Source organism: Vibrio panuliri (assembly GCF_009938205.1).
Taxonomy (GTDB): Bacteria; Pseudomonadota; Gammaproteobacteria; order Enterobacterales; family Vibrionaceae; genus Vibrio; species Vibrio panuliri.
On record NZ_AP019655.1, the window covers coordinates 1,045,094 to 1,062,954 of the forward strand.

At 43.1% G+C, this 17,861-nt stretch carries 16 protein-coding genes; 3 read left to right on the forward strand and 13 right to left on the reverse strand.

From position 1 onward, the window contains the following. Positions 1–129 precede the first annotated feature (129 nt). The 4 genes from GZK95_RS19420 to ectA form a co-directional block, all read right to left on the reverse strand. On the reverse strand, positions 130–1,551 hold the full coding sequence (locus GZK95_RS19420) for an aspartate kinase (RefSeq protein WP_075715256.1): 1,422 nt from the start codon (positions 1,549–1,551) through the stop codon (positions 130–132). Between the two features lie 93 nt (positions 1,552–1,644). After that, the gene (locus GZK95_RS19425) at positions 1,645–2,031 is read right to left on the reverse strand and encodes an ectoine synthase (protein WP_075710291.1); all 387 of its coding nucleotides are present in this window, start codon (positions 2,029–2,031) and stop codon (positions 1,645–1,647) included. Positions 2,032–2,044: 13 nt separating this feature from the next. After that, positions 2,045–3,313, reverse strand: coding sequence for a diaminobutyrate--2-oxoglutarate transaminase (gene ectB / locus GZK95_RS19430; protein ID WP_075710293.1), 1,269 nt, complete (start codon positions 3,311–3,313; stop codon positions 2,045–2,047). Positions 3,314–3,348: 35 nt separating this feature from the next. Beyond that, positions 3,349–3,882, reverse strand: coding sequence for a diaminobutyrate acetyltransferase (ectA, locus tag GZK95_RS19435; protein ID WP_075715255.1), 534 nt, complete (start codon positions 3,880–3,882; stop codon positions 3,349–3,351). A 551-nt stretch (positions 3,883–4,433) separates the two neighbouring features. On the opposite strand from ectA, the gene GZK95_RS19440 reads away from it, so the two are divergent. Then, complete coding sequence (locus GZK95_RS19440; protein ID WP_075715254.1) at positions 4,434–5,543, forward strand: diguanylate cyclase; 1,110 nt, start codon at positions 4,434–4,436, stop codon at positions 5,541–5,543. Between the two features lie 129 nt (positions 5,544–5,672). On the opposite strand, the gene GZK95_RS19445 is transcribed toward GZK95_RS19440, so the two are convergent. After that, positions 5,673–6,866: an acetate/propionate family kinase gene (locus GZK95_RS19445; RefSeq protein ID WP_075710301.1), complete on the reverse strand. Its 1,194-nt coding sequence runs from the start codon at positions 6,864–6,866 to the stop codon at positions 5,673–5,675. A gap of 455 nt (positions 6,867–7,321) precedes the next feature. Between GZK95_RS19445 and cueR the strand changes: the two genes are divergently transcribed. Next, positions 7,322–7,708, forward strand: coding sequence for a Cu(I)-responsive transcriptional regulator (gene cueR, locus GZK95_RS19450; protein WP_075710303.1), 387 nt, complete (start codon positions 7,322–7,324; stop codon positions 7,706–7,708). A 48-nt stretch (positions 7,709–7,756) separates the two neighbouring features. Here the strand turns inward: cueR and vctC are convergent, their stop codons facing one another. The 5 genes from vctC to GZK95_RS19475 form a co-directional block, all read right to left on the reverse strand. Continuing rightward, positions 7,757–8,512, reverse strand: coding sequence for an iron chelate ABC transporter ATP-binding protein VctC (gene vctC, locus GZK95_RS19455; protein ID WP_075710305.1), 756 nt, complete (start codon positions 8,510–8,512; stop codon positions 7,757–7,759). 7 nt (positions 8,513–8,519) lie between these two features. Then, positions 8,520–9,470, reverse strand: a complete 951-nt coding sequence (vctG, locus tag GZK95_RS19460; RefSeq protein WP_075715253.1) for an iron chelate uptake ABC transporter permease subunit VctG — start codon at positions 9,468–9,470, stop codon at positions 8,520–8,522. Beyond that, complete coding sequence (vctD, locus tag GZK95_RS19465; protein WP_075710309.1) at positions 9,460–10,395, reverse strand: iron chelate uptake ABC transporter permease subunit VctD; 936 nt, start codon at positions 10,393–10,395, stop codon at positions 9,460–9,462. Before vctD ends, vctG begins: the two co-directional genes overlap by 11 nt. 68 nt (positions 10,396–10,463) lie before the next feature. Beyond that, positions 10,464–11,369, reverse strand: coding sequence for a siderophore ABC transporter substrate-binding protein (locus tag GZK95_RS19470; RefSeq protein ID WP_075715251.1), 906 nt, complete (start codon positions 11,367–11,369; stop codon positions 10,464–10,466). A gap of 215 nt (positions 11,370–11,584) precedes the next feature. Beyond that, positions 11,585–12,070: an RNA-binding S4 domain-containing protein gene (locus GZK95_RS19475; RefSeq protein WP_075715249.1), complete on the reverse strand. Its 486-nt coding sequence runs from the start codon at positions 12,068–12,070 to the stop codon at positions 11,585–11,587. 287 nt (positions 12,071–12,357) lie between these two features. Between GZK95_RS19475 and GZK95_RS19480 the strand changes: the two genes are divergently transcribed. Further along, positions 12,358–14,136 (forward strand): EAL domain-containing protein, encoded by a 1,779-nt coding sequence (locus GZK95_RS19480; RefSeq protein ID WP_083626284.1) that lies wholly within the window; start codon positions 12,358–12,360, stop codon positions 14,134–14,136. Position 14,137: 1 nt separating this feature from the next. On the opposite strand, the gene GZK95_RS19485 is transcribed toward GZK95_RS19480, so the two are convergent. Genes GZK95_RS19485 through GZK95_RS19495 form a run of 3 tightly spaced genes read right to left on the reverse strand, consistent with a single transcriptional unit; the run spans position 14,138 to position 17,855 of the window. Next, complete coding sequence (locus tag GZK95_RS19485) at positions 14,138–15,724, reverse strand: ABC transporter ATP-binding protein (protein ID WP_075715602.1); 1,587 nt, start codon at positions 15,722–15,724, stop codon at positions 14,138–14,140. Positions 15,725–15,726: 2 nt separating this feature from the next. Beyond that, a complete protein-coding gene (locus GZK95_RS19490) occupies positions 15,727–16,767 on the reverse strand; it encodes an ABC transporter permease (protein ID WP_075710319.1) in 1,041 nt (346 codons plus the stop codon). Next, positions 16,767–17,855 (reverse strand): microcin C ABC transporter permease YejB, encoded by a 1,089-nt coding sequence (locus GZK95_RS19495; protein ID WP_151148825.1) that lies wholly within the window; start codon positions 17,853–17,855, stop codon positions 16,767–16,769. The genes GZK95_RS19490 and GZK95_RS19495 overlap by 1 nt, the downstream gene beginning before the upstream one ends. Positions 17,856–17,861 lie beyond the last annotated feature (6 nt).

Consider the following 17,861-nt stretch of genomic DNA (forward strand, 5'->3'; position numbering starts at 1 on the left):
TTACTGACAGACGAATAATAGAAGTAACATTTTTGTTACGCCTGTTTTTTCTCTGTTTTCCCTCATCATTACGGGTAAATTCGCAAGTACCAAGCCACTCTCAATAAGTGACTTGGCACCACTAAAAGGTTATGAAGCAACTAACGTAGCTTTTGCTTTCTTGGGTAAGCAAAACGTTTGATGTAAAGCTTGTATTGACGTCTGATACTCTCCGTCCCTAACCACAAACTGTACATTCACATTTCGCATTGAGGAATGAACAGCGATGGGCGTCACACCATTTTCAACTAGAGACAAAATACCTTTCGTCAGTGTCCTGTTTGTATCAATTTGCGAGCCAATCACTGAGATAAGAGCTACCATGCGCCCTGTGATTGATGCGCTTGGATAGCGTTTTTCAGCACGATATAGAACTCGCTTAAGAACCTCTTCGCTTCCACCCAAATAATAGGTTATCGAATTCGCGTTCATCTCTTTACCAATCAAGCTAACCCGAGTTTCAGCGATAATCTGCATTAAGTCGTAGCTGACATTATCCACCTGCCCCACCATGGCTTGATCAAAGAGATGCAAAGCGAACACCTTTTCTTTACCAGCGATGATTTCGATCTTATCTGTTTCGGGGCTGTAATCTGATGAGATCAATGTTCCTTCATGCTCAGGTTCGAAGGTATTCTTAATCTGCAACTGAATACCGCTTTTTCTCAGCCCTGCAGCAGCATTAGGGTGAATGGCTTCCATACCTAAACTCGCCAATTGATCCGCCACGTCATAGTTAGTGCGCCCAATTGGTAGAACATCATTGGTTCCAACAATACGAGGGTCAGCAGAACTGAGGTGATACTCTTTATGGATGATGGCAAGGTCAGCCTGCGTGATCGAGGCAATTCGACTAAAGGTCATTTCACTGTAGCCACGATCATATGTTTTCATCAGGCCATCTTTGGTATAGGCGTAACCTGTCACAATGGGCAGCTCTTTGGTCACGTCAATGCTTTCAAAAGCCTGTTCAATCGTTTCATCGAGTGTTAAAGGCTGCTGGCAATCCCAACCTGAAAGGTCAACAAACTTGGCGTTTATCCCCAGAGTTTTAAGTTTTAACGCCGTATTATAAGCACTGTGCACTTCACCTATTGAAGATAAGAACTCACGGATCTGGGGTAAATAATGGCGCAAAGAAAACTGACCGTAACGACAAGTATCTAAGATGTTACTGATACAGTTCTTCGCTTCAGCAATACGAGTGCGAATATACTTATCCGCCCTCATGCGACTCATAGGGTCAGCAAAAATGTTCTCGTTAACCAACAGCATTTGTCGCTCGACTTGTGCAAGTGCTTCACCCCACGTGTCATCACGTTTGGCAATAAGTTGATAAACGCCGGGGTGATTGTTTTTCTTATTCTCGAGCAAAACGTCGGTCATCCCGCCATAAGCCGATACAACAAATACGCGATTATATGGTTGAGAGGGTCGAAGAATAATGTTGTCTAGGACTGCATCAAATGCAGACATAGAGGTACCGCCGATTTTTTCTACGGTATAGTTCATGGACTGTCCTTAGTCGATTAGTGAGGCTGAGTTAAATAAACAAAGGGGCTTATTCGCCCCAATGATGATAATCAAGATTGATGAGACAACGTTTTAATCAACTAGCGGATAGACCCCGTTTTCATCGTGTACTTCTGCCCCAGTAATCGGCGGATTAAATACACACGCCATTACCATCGGCGCGTCTTTATAAGCACGTAAATAATGTTCATCGTGTTTATCGAGAATATATAGCGTACCCGGTTTAATGGGATAAGTTTCACCACCGACCACTTCAATCTCACCTTCACCACTCATGCAGTAGACAGACTCTAAGTGATTCTGATAATGAATGTGTGTCTCCGTGTTTTCAAAAATCGTCGTAATATGGAATGAGAAACCCATATTGTCGTCTTTTAAAAGCATGCGGACACTTTCCCAAGTCTGTGCAGTCACGCGGCGCTCGCTATTACGACATTCCTCTAGCGTTCTAACTATCATGATAATTCCTTGTTTATGATGCTTTCTTAAAAAGTTTTTCAGCGGTCGCTTCGACGGCTTGGGCAAAAATCGACAAGCCTTGATCCAATTCTGCTTCGGTGATGGTCAATGGGCAGAAAAACTTCACGACTTCGTCATTGGGACCCGCCGTTTCGATGACCATGCCTTTTTCAAAACACACACGACTGATATCACTCGCGATCGCGCCATTTTGACATTCAATACCTATCATCATTCCGCGACCTTTTAGCCCAACAAAGAGCTCAGGGTAACGCTTCACCTGCTGTTCAATTTTCTGACTTACTCGTGCTGAGCAATTAGCAATATGTGTTTCAAGCGCATCCGTTGACCAATACAACTCAAGCGCTGCCGCTGCCGTAACAAAAGCATGGTTGTTGCCACGGAACGTACCGTTGTGTTCACCGGGCTTCCAAACATCAAGTTCAGGTTTCAACAGAACCACAGCCATAGGCAAACCATAACCACCGATTGACTTAGACAGCGTTACGATATCTGGTTGAATGCCGGCAGGTTCGAAACTGAAAAATGTTCCAGTTCGACCACATCCAGCCTGAATATCATCGACAATCATCAAAATGTCGTTGGCTTTGCAGATTTTGCTCAACCGTTGAAGCCATTGATTTGAAGCAACATTCAATCCGCCTTCACCTTGAACGGTTTCAAGCAATACTGCCGCAGGTTTATCAAAGCCTGCAGAGTTATCATTGAGCATGGTTTCAAACAGCCCGAGGCCATCAACACCAGCATAACCTTCATAAGGAATACGAGTAATTCCAGAAAGGCTGCCTTCGGGAGCGCCTTGGCGGTGATGTTTGTTCCCAGTCGCCGCTAAAGCGCCAGATGTACAACCATGAAATCCATTGGTAAAGGCGACAACACTACTGCGCCCTTTCACTTTCTTCGCTAACTTAAGCGCAGCTTCGACGGCATTTGTTCCAGTCGGTCCCGTAAACTGCACTTTGTAATTGAGATTTCTTGGTTCCAAAATAACCCGTTGCAACACCTGCAAAAAGTGTGCTTTTGCTTCGGAGTGCATATCGAGACCATGAGTAATCCCATCTGCTGCGATGTAATCAATTAGCGCTTGCTTGAGTTGAGCGTTGTTGTGCCCATAGTTCAATGAGCCTGCACCAGCAAGGAAGTCTAAGTAACGCTCACCTTGATCGGTTTCTAGCCAACAACCTTGAGCTTTTTTGAAAACCACGGGAAAACTATTCGAGTACGAACGAACTTTTGATTCTTGCTTGTTAAAAATGTCCATATTAAGACCGTGTCTATCCTATAAATTTGGGGGAATCACTTGGTGGGAATACGATAAAGGTATTCAGTATCGTGCTTACCGTTGAAATGAGCGTCTTGCTCCAAAAAGATGCTAGTCTTACCAAACCCACCTTGCTGCGCATCGAATCTCTTGAAAAGAGCCCACGACGCATGGTTCGCTTTGGTAATCGTTGTTTCAATCGCAGATATATGTTGCAGGCTATCTCTTTTTAACAAAGTTTTGAGCATCTTGAGAGCCAGTCCATGACCACGAAAGTCAGGAGCAACGGCGACTTGCCACACAAACAGGACATCCTCTTCGGTTGGCTTGGTATAAGCAGAAATAAAACCGGCGACTTGACCATTTTGTTCAACGAGGATACAGGTCGAACTAAAATGAGTCGCTTGGAGAAAGTTGCAGTAAGAGGAGTTGATATCCAGTGGCGGACAAGCCGCAATCAAACTAAAAATATCGTCACCGTCGGTAATTTTGGGCTGACGAAAAAGCCACTTTCCACTTAATTTGGTCGCACCATCCTCTGCAGCCAAATAAGGTTCTGATGTAATCATGTTAGAAACTTTCCTTAGAGCTCTAATCAAAATTCATCTTATTATGAGCATTTATCAGCGACAAAGATCAACCCATTGCTTAGATAACCACACTTTATGTGACAAAGATCTCATAATCTTACGCAACATTCATTAGAGTTCTAACATAAATTGGATATTACTGAGTAATAACGAGCTAAAAGGTTGGTAAGTTAACGTCAAACTTACCGGGCAAGTGGTTGTGAAAGGTAAAATTCGTTAGCGATTTACATTTTTAACTTCTCGATTCTCGCGTCAATGACGATTTCCACATATTGAATTCATTAAGTCCGATTTATAAAACAAACAGCAATCGTTTACATCAACAATAGCAAAAACAATGATTCCAGCTTTGATGATAAAACTAATTATTAATTCTAGATAACAGTGAACCAAAGCACATTTTTAACTAATATATTAGCAAAGCATGTCGCAATAATACCAATTTCCTCTAACCTATTAGCGCTATATTATCCCTAACGTAGCTGATTAATTTTATAAAATAATAATTTTGTTAATTTAGGTTGGCTCTTATGAGTACGCGTCATACTCGTTATAACAAAGAGATAGATGTTTTACATGAAATCTCTTATTTGTTAGGACGAGCAAAATCAAACTCAGACATGTATCGAATTGCTGTAGAACAGTCGATCAAGAATTTAAATATAGACCGAATCGCTATATTTCTGATCACAGGTCCCGACAGCGTCCAAGGTACCTACGGTACAGATATAGAAGGTAATGTTGTGGATGAAAGTTGGTTTACATCCACCATCGAAGAACATGTTTTCGCGTCCAAAATGATTCAGGAACGTACCTTTATCAGTTTTCAACACCACACCTCTTTATTACACAATTTTGCCAACGTTGGCATGGGTTGGAATGGATACGTAACGCTTTGGGATGGCAATGAAGCTATTGGTTGGATTGCATGTGATAACTTACTCACTTCACTACCACTCAAACCCTCCCAAGTTAATATACTCAAGATGCTTGGGTTTATTGTTTCCCAAAGTATTGTTAGGCGTAAATATCAAGGTCAGCTTATCGCTGCAAACAATGAACTAGAGATTAAGAATCGCGAGTTAAAATATTTGACCTCTAAGTTAGAGCAACTGGTATTCATCGACCCATTAACACAGATTGCAAATAGGCGCGCCCTAAAGAGATATCTCGATGACATATATAAAGATGAGATAAGTCGCCACTTATCGCTCTCTATTCTTATGCTTGATATCGACAATTTTAAGTCAATCAACGATAAACTCGGACATTTGGAAGGTGACCAATGTTTGCAATCTGTCGCTAGGCATTTACAACAAACTGTCACTGAGAGTAATTTTATTTTTGCACGCTATGGCGGTGAAGAGTTTACGCTCGCGTTTGTCGGAATAAGCAAAGAAAAACTGACTCAAATCGCTGAAGAAATCTTGCGCGACATCCGTACGCTTAAGATTTCCCACCCTCATAGTCAGTTGGAAAATATGCTAACAGTCAGTATTGGCGGGGTCATTGTCTCTTCAATTGAAGGGAGCAACTATATCGAACTTATTCAAACGGCAGATAGAGCTCTGTATCGCGCTAAGAGCCAAGGAAAAGATCAAGCGATCATTGAGTCATACTCTAAGGAGCAATGCGCTTAAAACGCCTTACAGCCGCAGATATACAAAGCTCAGCCCGATTAACATCGGGCTTTTTTAGTTTGGTAATAAAAGAAAAGCCCTTTCCATACGGAAAGGGCTTCGACTTATTTCCCAAAAATGAGTAGATTTTTATAGCAGTTCTACTGACTGCTGAGCAATAACGAACTCTTCGTTTGTTGGAATAACAACAGCAATTGCATTAAGCATTTCTGATTTACCAATTACACCAGCATTGCCGAAGCGTGCGTCTTCGTTGCCCTTTTCATCTTCAACAAAACCTAGAAGTTTAAGGTTCTTCAAGATTTCGCGACGAATTGGAAGTGCGTTCTCACCGATACCACCAGTAAAGATAACTGCATCCAGCTTGCTTAGTGGGATTAGGTAAGAACCAATGTATTTCGCAACACGGTAAGTAAACACTTCAAACGCAAGTTTTGCGCCTTCATGGCCATTTTCCATTGCCTCTAGTACGCCGCGAGCGTCAGAAGTTAGACCAGATACACCTAGGAAACCAGATTTCTTGTTAAGTGCGTCAAACACTTGCTCTTGGCTCCAGCCTTTCTTCAACAAGAACTCAATGATGCCTGGGTCTAAGTCACCACAACGTGTGCCCATCATTAGACCAGAAAGCGGAGTAAAGCCCATAGAGGTATCCACTGACTCACCGTTTTCAATTGCACATACTGATGCGCCGTTGCCAAGGTGAACAGAAATGAAGCTTGCTTCTTCTACTGGTTTGTTAAGCATCTTCGCAGCTTCACGGCTTACAAAGTAGTGGCTAGTACCGTGGAAACCGTAACGACGGATGCCATAGTCAGTGTAAAGCTCATTAGAGATTGCACCAGTAAACGCCTTCTTAGGCATTGATTGGTGGAATGCTGTGTCGAAAACAGCAAACTGAGGTAGGCTTGGGAAAGCTACCATAGCTGCTTTAATACCTTTCGCGCCTGCAGGGTTGTGGAGCGGTGCTAGATCAGAAAGGCTCTCGATTTCAGTTAGTACTTTATCGTCGATGCGAACGGTAGAAGTGAACTTCTCGCCGCCGTGTACGATGCGGTGACCCACAGCAACCAAATCCGAAGTGAATCCTAGAGATTCAATTAGGTCCACAATGCGGTTAATCGCATGTTGGTGATGATTGTCGGGAGCAGAGATTGCCTCTTCGGTTTTCTCACCATTGTACTTCCAGCTTATGACTGCTTCCGGCAATCCAAAGCACTCACCTAAACCGCTAACAATCGCGTCGCCAGTTTGCGAATCGATTACAGCAAATTTTAATGAAGAACTACCTGAGTTAATCACCAATACAAACGAATTAGACATGTGGTACGTATCCTGTTTCATACTTATTATCGAAGCTTTCGCTCCATTGTGTATTGAGTTTAATTATTCAAATTTTTTTTGAATCTTTCAACTTTGTTTTAATTTTTAGACCAAGAGAAACGTTTGTTTGTTGATCTAAAGCAATATTCGATTTTTTTCATGGCGGGAAATTAATCAAAATGGTAACTCTATCAAGATAATGAAGATTCGTTTCTCTTTTCTTTATCCCTCTAGATGTTACTCTGCAGCCCGCGAAACATAAAGCGTTGCACAAAATATGTGTTGTTGTTGAAGTCTTTTCAACGCGTTACATAACGCAATTGATAGCAAAAATCTCCAACTTAGATGCCATATTCTAAAAAATTTTAATGTTTCTGACCCAATCCTCTTTCAAACATAGGCAAATTTGGCTCAGATGGTTAAGATATCGATAGGTTTATAGTGAGAATGAACAAATGAACATTGGTGAAATTGCGACACTGACAGGTCTTTCTAGCAAGTCGATTCGTCTCTACGAAGATAAAGGGATTATTACCCCTCCTCATCGAAGCGCTTCAGGCTATCGAGAGTATTCGACGCAGCACCTCCAAGAACTCAATCTTGTATCACGCGCTAAGAACGCAGGTTTCTCGTTGGCAGAATGTAAAGAATTCGTCCAACTCGCCCACAATCCAGAACGTAAAAGCAGCGAAGTGAAGGCGAAAGCACAAGAAAAATTGCATGAGGTTGAAATCAAGATCAAGCAACTACAAGAAATTGAACGTCAGCTTAAGCAATGGATTCATGCCTGTCCTGGCGACTCTAATAGCCAATGTCCGATTATTGAAGATCTCACCAAGTAGCAGCAGACAAAAATAAAGCCTTCGTCAAGGAAGGCTTTGTCTCAGAGGTTAGTAGTAAGTACACATTCGCTTGCCATCCATTTCAATAATATTGAATGGCGTTTCATAAATACTTTCTAACACGTCTGCTTGGATGACACTTGCAACATCCCCTTGCGCGACAACTTTACCTTTCTTGAGTGCGATAATTTTGTCGGAATAGCACGCCGCAAAGTTGATATCGTGAATCACCACCACAACGGCTTTGTTCATCTCCCGCGCTAAACGCCCTACGTTTCGCATGATCTGAAGTGAATGTTTAATATCGAGGTTGTTTAGTGGCTCATCAAGGAATACATAATCCGTGTCCTGAGCAATTACCATGGCAATAAACGCCAACTGACGCTGCCCCCCACTCAACTCATCTAAGTATTTGTCCTGAATTGCCACCAGATCTAGGTACTCAATTGCCTGATTGATCACATCTTGATCCGAGGATGTAAGCTTACCTTGGCTGTATGGGAAACGACCAAACGCAATCATTTCTCTCACGGTAAAACGCATCGTGATCGAGTTTGCTTGACGCAACACTGCCAGTCGCTTTGCTAACTCTTTAGTATCCCACTCTGCAATTTCTTTACAGTCAATATAGACTTGCCCCTCGTCTTTGCTCACTAAACGACTTGCCATCGACAGCAGCGTACTTTTTCCAGCGCCATTTGGACCAATAATTGAAGTCACCTTGCCTTTTTCAAACTCGGCACTCGCTTGTTTTACCACAGCAGTTTGACCAAAAAGCTTGGTCAATTTCTCTAGTTTTATCATATTGATCCTAAACGATTTTGTTTCTAAGCAGCATGGATAAGAAATAGATGCCGCCGATAAAATTAATCACCACACTCAGCGTGGTCGAAAAGCCAAACACATTCTCAACCACCCATTGCCCCGCCAATAGAGAGGCCACTGAAATAAGCGAAACCCCGAGTAGCAAGACTCGATGCTGATAACTGCGCAGCATTTCTCTAGCTAAGTTTGTCACTAAAAGGCCGAAGAACATGATAGGGCCGACTAAGGCGGTTGAAATGGCAATTAAACAAGCAGAGAGCACTAACACTTGCATGGTGACTTTCTTTACATCAATGCCAAGGCTGGTCGCATTATCTTTGTCGAGCCAAAAGACATCCAATATACGATTTAGCTTAAACAGGCATGCGCTAATCAAAATAAGTAACGGCGCACACAGGTAAACCAACTCAACCTTTATATTGTTGAAGCTAGCAAACATACTTTGCTGTAACGCGGCAAAGTCGTTCGGGTCCATCACCATGGTCAAAAACGACGAAATACTGCCAAATAGCTGACCTAAAATGACACCCAACAGCAATAGCACCATTAAGTTCGGCGTATTGCTCTTAAAATAAAAACTAAACAGTAGCATCGAAAATGCCAACATCACGACAACCGAAAGAGAGAAATTCAGGTAGTCGTTCAAGACGTAACTACTTAGTCCACCAAATGCGACAACCACAATTGTCTGAGTGAACATATACAGCGCGTCAAATCCCATAATGCTTGGGGTGAGAATTCGGTTATTGGTGATGGTTTGGAATGCAAGCGCAGACTGCCCGATTGCCACACCAGCCAAAATCATCGCCATCACCTTAGGCACGCGGCGAGAAAGAAAGTACTGATAGTTATCTGCGTTCAAGCCTACGCCAATAAAGAGTGCGGCGAATACGCTCGCAACTACGCCTAGCAGCATTAATTTGGTTCTATCCTGCATTCTTTTGCCCTCGCAGAATAAAGAACACAAACACACTGCCACCTAAGATACTAATAATCATCGAAATAGGTATTTCATACGGGAAGATAATCACACGCCCAGCTAAATCGCAGCAAAGTACGATTAACGCACCAAGTACCGCGGTTAACGGAATATTCCGGCGTAAGTTATCTCCAAAAAATTGACTGACAAGGTTTGGAACGATAAGGCCAAGGAAAGGCAGTTGCCCAACAATCATTACAACACTAGCTGCCATAATAGACACGAGCATCACGCCAATTACGATCACTTGTTGATAGTTAAGCCCCAAGTTTGTCGCGAAGTCTTTGCCAAGCCCAACCGCAGAAATACGAGTGGCATACAGATAGCTAAAAATGGCAATCGGAATGGCGATGTAGAGCAACTCATAGTCACCCTGTAATAAGTTGGCGAAATTAGCAACCGTCCAGCCAGAAAGGTTTTGTAGCGCGTCATACTTATAGGCAATAAACGTCGCTAACGAGTCGACCACATTGCCAAAAATAATGCCGATCAAAGGAACAAAGATGGCGTTTTTAAATTGAATACGATTGATAAACTGGACGAACAACAAGGTTCCCAATACGGATATTAAGAAAATCAGCCAAATTTGCTGCGCTCCGAAGAGAACTAAACTCAGAATATAACCGAGCATCGCGCATTCAATGGTGCCCGAAGTCGAAGGTGCGGCAAATCGGTTTTGACTGATCTGCTGCATAATCAAACCGGCGATGCTTAAGCCTGCCCCCGCAAGAAGCACAGCAATCAGCCTCGGTATACGACTGGTAAACATTAAGTGCCAACTGTTCGCGTCACCTGCGATTAGCGCTGCTAGGCTTAAATCGCTTACACCAACAAATAGCGAGCCGATACTGAGTAAAATCAGTATTGGGAGTAACTTCTTCAAAACATGCCTCTAACGTCAAAAAGCCCAAACAACGTTCGTTGCTTGGGCAAAAAAACCGAACTTATTCTTTATTGCGCCATTGATGACTTAACATCACTGATCATCTGTTCTGTTGCTTGAATTCCTGAAATGGCTAAGTACCAAGCACTAATATCTAAGTAAGCCATTTGATTGTTCTGATAAGCTTTAGTCGCTTTGACTAAATCATTTTCAAAATCTCGTTCTACAGTACTCTTACCTTTGTTCGTCAAACGGTCTTTATCAATAATCAGCAAGGTCTGTGGGTTTACTTCGCGGATAAACTCATACGAAACTAAATCACCATGAGTCTTCGCTTTAATGTTTTTTGCCGTCTGTTGGAAACCGAAATCTTGATAGATTGATGAGAAACGAGAATCAGGGCCAAACGCAGTAATATTGCCACCCGAGCTCATCACCGTTAGAGCATCCACATTGTGGTTTTGGTTGTAATCGCGAATCGCTTTAAACTCGGTGTCCAGCTGGGCGATTTTATGCTCAACCAACTCTTGTTTTTCGAACACTTGACCTAGATTGCGCCACTGCTGCTGCGTACTTTGCCAGTAGCCTTTTTTATCATCTGCGGCAAATACGATGGTTGGGGCAATTTTCGACAACTCGCCATATTGTTTGGCCGCGCGTGAACCAACAATAATCAAGTCAGGCTTTTGCATGTAGATCGTTTCAAAGTCAGGCTCAGATAAGCTGCCTGCAGAAACAAACTTATAGTCTCGGTACTGAGCTAGGTAATCTGGAAACATGCTAACTGTCGATACAGCGACAGGTTCAACCCCCAAAGTAACGGCAGCGTCTAAGGCGCCTAAACCAATCACCACGACTCTTTCTGGGTTTGTTTCTACTTTTGTTGTTCCCTGCTGATGTTTGATTTCAATCATTTCTGCCTGTACAGAAAATGCTGCTAACCCCGTCATCAATGCCAAAACCGATGCTTTCATACCTGACTCCACAATTACTAATGCAATGCATTATCATTTAGATTTAAATTGAAGTCATCTCGCATTTACGTTTTTTACATTCGTAAACAGAAATTGAGAATAGAGATAAGAAAGTGGCACAGAATGGTTGCGCGCTCGAGGACAAACTGAGCATAAAAAAACACCGATGTGGGTCATCGGTGCTTGGAACAGATCGTTAGGTTAACCCTGATGAACTAAAAGAAGTCGATGCTACCACGACCATTTTCATTCTTTTTCTTCGGTTGTTTGTCTGCCACTGAATCGGCGCCTTTAGCGGCTTTTTTGGATTTCGCCGACTTATTTGCTTTACTGGTCGATTTGTTCTTTTTAGCGGCTGGCTTTTGCTGTGCCTTTTTCGCCGGTTTCGGCTCTGGTTGGCGTTCTACCACTTCAGACTCAGTCACTGGAGCATCACAGACGACAACGTAATACTCTTGGTTGAACTCAAAAAAATCGCCATCGTACATTTTGCGTCTTTTGCGCGTTTCAAGCTCACCGTTAACCGCAACATAGCCTTCGGCAATTAGGTGTTTAGCTTCACCACCACCACCAACTAAGTTGGCAATCTTAAATACTTTATAGAGCTCGATTGGTTGTGAAGAGACATCAATACCGATCGCTTCTATTTCTATCTCTTCACCTTGATCATCCCATTCTTGAGATTGGTTGTAGTCCGACATGATCTCACCTCAAATTGAAAACGTCGAGTCTGCCTTGGATTTGCGTTTCACTCAAGCAGTTTACGCTGAGAAAACCTTGAAGATAATAAAGTGATATATATTAATAATTAACAGACAAATAATTAATAAAATAACTTATTTATTCATTTAGCAAATAGATGGCGTGTTTTAAACATAATTAGATAGCATATCTCGCTTAATTGATGTAAAACTAGACACTTATGTATTGTAAGTTAATGCCTAATCGCAGATAGATCCTAACTAAAGCTATAGTATTGGTTTTTTAAATGTCTAAATGTAGTACCAATCGCCACCCACAACGTCAGTACGATATAAACGATATTCTGCCGGTGCCCTATCATGACAGTTCTGCTCTGAACGCAGCACAGCCGCTTTCCGGTCTTCAGCTCGATATACTGATGAATAGCCACTTTAAATATCTATTTAGTGTACTTAAAGACGGTTTGTTCTACATGACGATGAACCGAGAGGTTTTCTTCTACAATCCCTCTTTCTATCAAAACTATGGCATTAATACGGGCAAAATCGACTTAGCACGTTGGTTAGCTAAAGTGCATCCATGTGATCGTAAAAACATCACCGAGCGCATGGCTCAGCATCAATTCGTCGAAGATGAACTTGTCAGTGTACAATATCGTGTCATGGATAACCTGGGAAACTACGTTTGGATCGAGGCCAAAGGTATCACCAAGCACATAGATGGCCGACGATTTATGATTGGCTATCACCGCGACATCTCAACAACCAAGCAAATGGAAAGTCATTTGCACAAAGCGGCGTACCAAGATAATGCCTCGGGCTTATCCAATGCACAAAAGTTGGCGATTGATATTGAAGAAATCAGTGACAACAGTAAGCAGAATTACTCATTGATTTACGTCCATCTTGAAGATATTCGCAATTATCTTTCACTCTATGGCACGCAAACCTTAAAAGATCTGATGGCACATTTGCTCGAGGCTCTGCAGGCGCTGCCTGATCATTTTATCGATATCTATCGAATCCGCTCAGATGATTTTGTCATACTGGTTGAAGGCTCATACAGCGCGCAACATCTAGAGGTACTTGGGCGACGCATACTGCAAACTTATAAAGAATCAATTGTCGCCAGTGGGTCTCTCTGGGGTAATGATATTAGTGTCGGTATCTATCCCAACTTCTATCCAAACCAACCCAGTGAAGAGATCATCAAAGTTGCGTCTCGCACTTGTCAATTTGCGCGTTTGAAACAGCAAAGTAAGTTGGCGATCTACCATGAGAAAACGCAACAAAAAGTGAATCGTCATTTTTATATTGAACGAGAGCTCTCATGGGCGATTAAGAATGACAAGCTATCGGTAAAGTTTCAGCCTATTGTTGATGCTCAAGCTCTACAAATTACCAGCTTTGAAACCTTGGTTCGCTGGAAAGATGAGCACCTTGGTCAGATTTTTCCCGATGAATTTATCCCTATTGCAGAAAAGAAAGGCCTAATTGTCGATCTTGGCTATTTTGTATTCGATCAGGCTTGTCGCTTTGTTCAGCGATATGAAGAGCTACATAATCGCAAGATACGCATCAACATCAACGTATCTGTGTTGCAATTGCTGAATAGTCAGTTTCCTGAACAAGCAATATCCATCGCAGATAAGTATCAAATAGCGCCACAGCAAATTATTCTAGAGTTAACTGAAACCGTGATTCTAGATGGTAATAAGAGTGCCGTTTCGCAACTTTACCGTCTCAACGAACTGGGTTTTTGCCTCTCGTTAGATGACTTTGGTTCAGGCTACAGTTCGCTAAACAGTTTCTTTGATTTACCACTTAAGCAAATCAAAGTCGACAAAGCCATGGCGTGGCGTGCGTTAGAAAACCCTGCGACATTGGAATATCTCAAGTTTATTACCCAGTTGTGTCAATCGTACCATGTCGATGTCGTTATCGAGGGCGTTGAGTGCGCCAACATGCAGCACCGTTTCACTGAGATTGGCGTCAACTATTTGCAAGGCTACTGGTTCGGTAAACCTTTATCGATTGCCAGCGCATGCTTCACAACTCAGGTCTAGCCTAAGATAACGCCACCAGCTCTTGAGTGTAAGACGCTTGCGGCTGGCTAAACAGCTGTTGAGTTTCTCCTTGCTCGACAATTTCGCCATTACGCATCACGATAGTGTAGTGACATAATGACTTCACCACATGAAGATCGTGACGAATAAACAAATAGGTTAAACCGTACTTAGCCTGCAGTGATTTAAGCAACTCAAGAATTTGTGCTTGTACCGTTCTATCCAGCGATGACGTTGGTTCATCAAGTAAGATAAATTCTGGTTTGAGCACGAGCGCCCGCGCTATCGCAATGCGCTGCCGTTGACCGCCTGAGAACTCATTCGGATAACGAAAACGGGTTTGCGGATCTAAGTCCACTTCTTTCATCGCTTGAACAATAACGTCATCTATCGCTTGCTCACTCATATCTGTATGAACATGCAAACCCTCTCCAATCACTTGTGCAACCGACATTCGCGGGTTAAGTGCTGAGAATGGGTCCTGAAAAACCACCTGCATTTTACTGCGATACGGCAGCATTGCTTTGCGATCGAGGCCTTGCAACTCATTACCTTGATAACGAATAGAGCCGTCCGAGGTGACCAAACGCAAAATGGCCATCCCTGTCGTCGATTTGCCTGAACCACTCTCACCAACCAAACCAATAGAGTGCCCACGCTTTAGTTCAAAGCCCATATCAGTCACTGCTTTCACATGGGAAACCACCCGTTTGAATAAGCCACCAGTAATTGGGAACCACACTCTCAACTGCTCTACAGTGAGCAAGGATGGTGCGGTTGACTCTACTTCGACAGGTAAGCCTTTTGGATCAGAATCAATCAGTTGCTTAGTGTAAGGATGAGATGGCTGAGTGAATATTTGTTGGCACTCTCCGACTTCGAGCAGTTCCCCTTCGCACATTACCGCAACGCGGTCTGCAATGCGGCGAACAATACTCAGATCATGAGTGATGAACAGCATTGCCATGCCTAACTCTTGTTGCAGGGATTTCAACAAATCGAGTATTTGTGCTTGAACAGACACATCCAATGCTGTGGTTGGCTCATCCGCAATTAGCAGTTCCGGTTCATTGATAAGCGCCATCGCAATCATCACTCTCTGCCTCTCACCACCAGATAACTCGTGAGGATACGCGTCTATCTTGGCTTCTGGTTGGCGAATGCCTACTTTGCCTAACCATTCAATAGCAAGCGCTTTAGCTTTGCCTTGGCGAATACCGCGATGGATGCCGACAATTTCAACCAACTGCTTGCCAATTCGATGAAGCGGGTTGAGAGAGACCATCGGCTCTTGGAAGATCATGCCGATACGAGCGCCACGAATACCGCGTAACTGGCGCTCTGAGCATGAGAGAATATCAATCCCATCAAATTCGATTTTTCCGCCTAAGTAATGTGAAGAGCCTTTGGGTAAGAGCTTTAAGATAGAGTTCGCCGTAACTGACTTACCAGAGCCACTCTCACCGACAAGCGCCAGTGTCTCACCACGCTGGATTGACAGTGACACACCATAGGTCACTTGCTCTACTTGAGTTGCTCGACCAAACCCCACCGACAGCGAATCAATCGTTAAAATTTTCTCAGTCATGATTATCTTCCCTGTTGATGCGGATCGAATGCATCACGAACCGCTTCGCCAATAAACACGAGCAGAGTGAGCATCACAGACAATACAGCAAAGGCAGAGATACCCAGCCAAGGTGCTTGCAAATTAGCTTTACCTTGAGCGAGCAGTTCCCCAAGAGACGGAGATCCGGCTGGTAAGCCAAAACCAAGAAAATCCAACGACGTTAGAGTGGTCACGGATCCAGAGAGGATAAACGGCATCATAGTCAAAGAGGCAACCATCGCGTTAGGTAACATATGGCGTAGCATAATCCGGTTATCACTAACCCCCATCGCTTGCGCGGCACGCACATAATCAAAGTTACGGCACCGTAAAAACTCTGCTCGCACAATCCCCACTAAACTCATCCAACTAAACAGCACCATGATGCCGAGCAGCCACCAAAAGTTTGGCTCGACGAAGCTTGATAAAATAATCAGTAGGAAGAGTGTCGGCATACCCGACCAGACTTCTATAAAGCGCTGCCCGAACAGGTCAAGCCATCCACCATAATAACCTTGAGTCGCGCCGACAATAACTCCGATAACGCTCGAAACAATTGTCAGCACAAAACCAAACAGCACCGAAATACGAAACCCATAGATGATACGCGCCATGACATCGCGCCCTTTATCATCGGTGCCCAACCAGTTCACCGCGTCGGGTGCGGATGGCACAGAGCTCACAACATTGTAATTGATGGTGTCGTAGCTAAAGCGAATCAGTGGCCATACAATACTGCCCTGCTCTTCAATCAGTTCTATCACGTAAGGGTCGGTGTAATCGGCTTCTGTTTCAAACTCACCGCCAAACTCTGTCTCGGCATATTGATTAAAGATAGGTACATACCATTGCTGGTCATAGTGAACCAACAAAGGTTTATCATTGGCGATAAACTCAGCAAACAAACTGAGAATAAAAAGAATACTGAACACCCAAAGCGAGATTAGACCACGCTTATTTGCTCGAAAACGGTTCCAACGGGCTTGATTAAGTGGGTTACGCATCTTTGTTTTGTTAGCCATCAGCGCGCCTCAAAATCAATACGAGGGTCAACCCAAGTATAGGTTAAATCAGAGATAATACTGAGAACAAGCCCAAGTAACGTCATAATATAGAGTGAACTAAACACTACGGGGTAGTCACGCTGAATGGTCGATTCAAAACCAAGTAAACCAATCCCTTCTAACGAGAACATCACCTCAATTAACATTGATCCGGTAAAGAAAATACTGATAAACGCACTCGGGAAACCGGCAATAATTATCAGCATCGCATTACGAAAGACATGACGGTACAAAATGCTGCGCTCATCTAAGCCTTTGGCTCTCGCTGTCACCACATATTGTTTATTGATTTCATCGAGAAAGGAGTTTTTGGTTAACATACTTAACGTCGCAAAACCGCCAATCACCATGGCAAAAATAGGCAAAGCTAAGTGCCAAAAGTAGTCCAAAATCTGTTGATACCAAGTCATTTGATCAAAATTACTTGAAACCAACCCTCGCAAAGGAAACCAACTAAAGTAATTGCCACTGGCAAACAAAATAATCAGGATAATGGCAAATAAGAAACCGGGAATGGCATAGCCAACAATCACTAGCGCACTTGACCAAATATCAAATCGAGAGCCGTGATGAATCGCCTTCATAATGCCAAGAGGAATGGAGATCAGATAAATAATGAGCGTACTCCATAGCCCTAGAGAAATAGAAACTGGCAAACGCTCAACGATCAAGTCAATCACATTCCCCCCTTTAAAAAGGCTCTCGCCAAAATTAAAGGTGACGTAGTTCTTAAGCATATCAAAGTAACGTTGATGTAATGGTTTATCAAAACCAAACTGCTTTTTAATCTCTTCAACCACTTCGGGGTCAAGACCTCGTGACCCTTTATAGCCCGTCGCTGATGCTTGATCAGAAAGATCAAGGTCAACTTCGCTACCGCCACCAGCAAAACGTTCCATAATCCCAGACGATTGCCCCTCTATTTGTGCAATAGCCTGTTCCACCGGACCACCCGGGGCAATTTGAATAATGAAGAAATTGATGGTGATAATTGCCCACAAAGTGGGGATCACCAACAACAAGCGACGAAATATATAAGCAGCCATTTATCC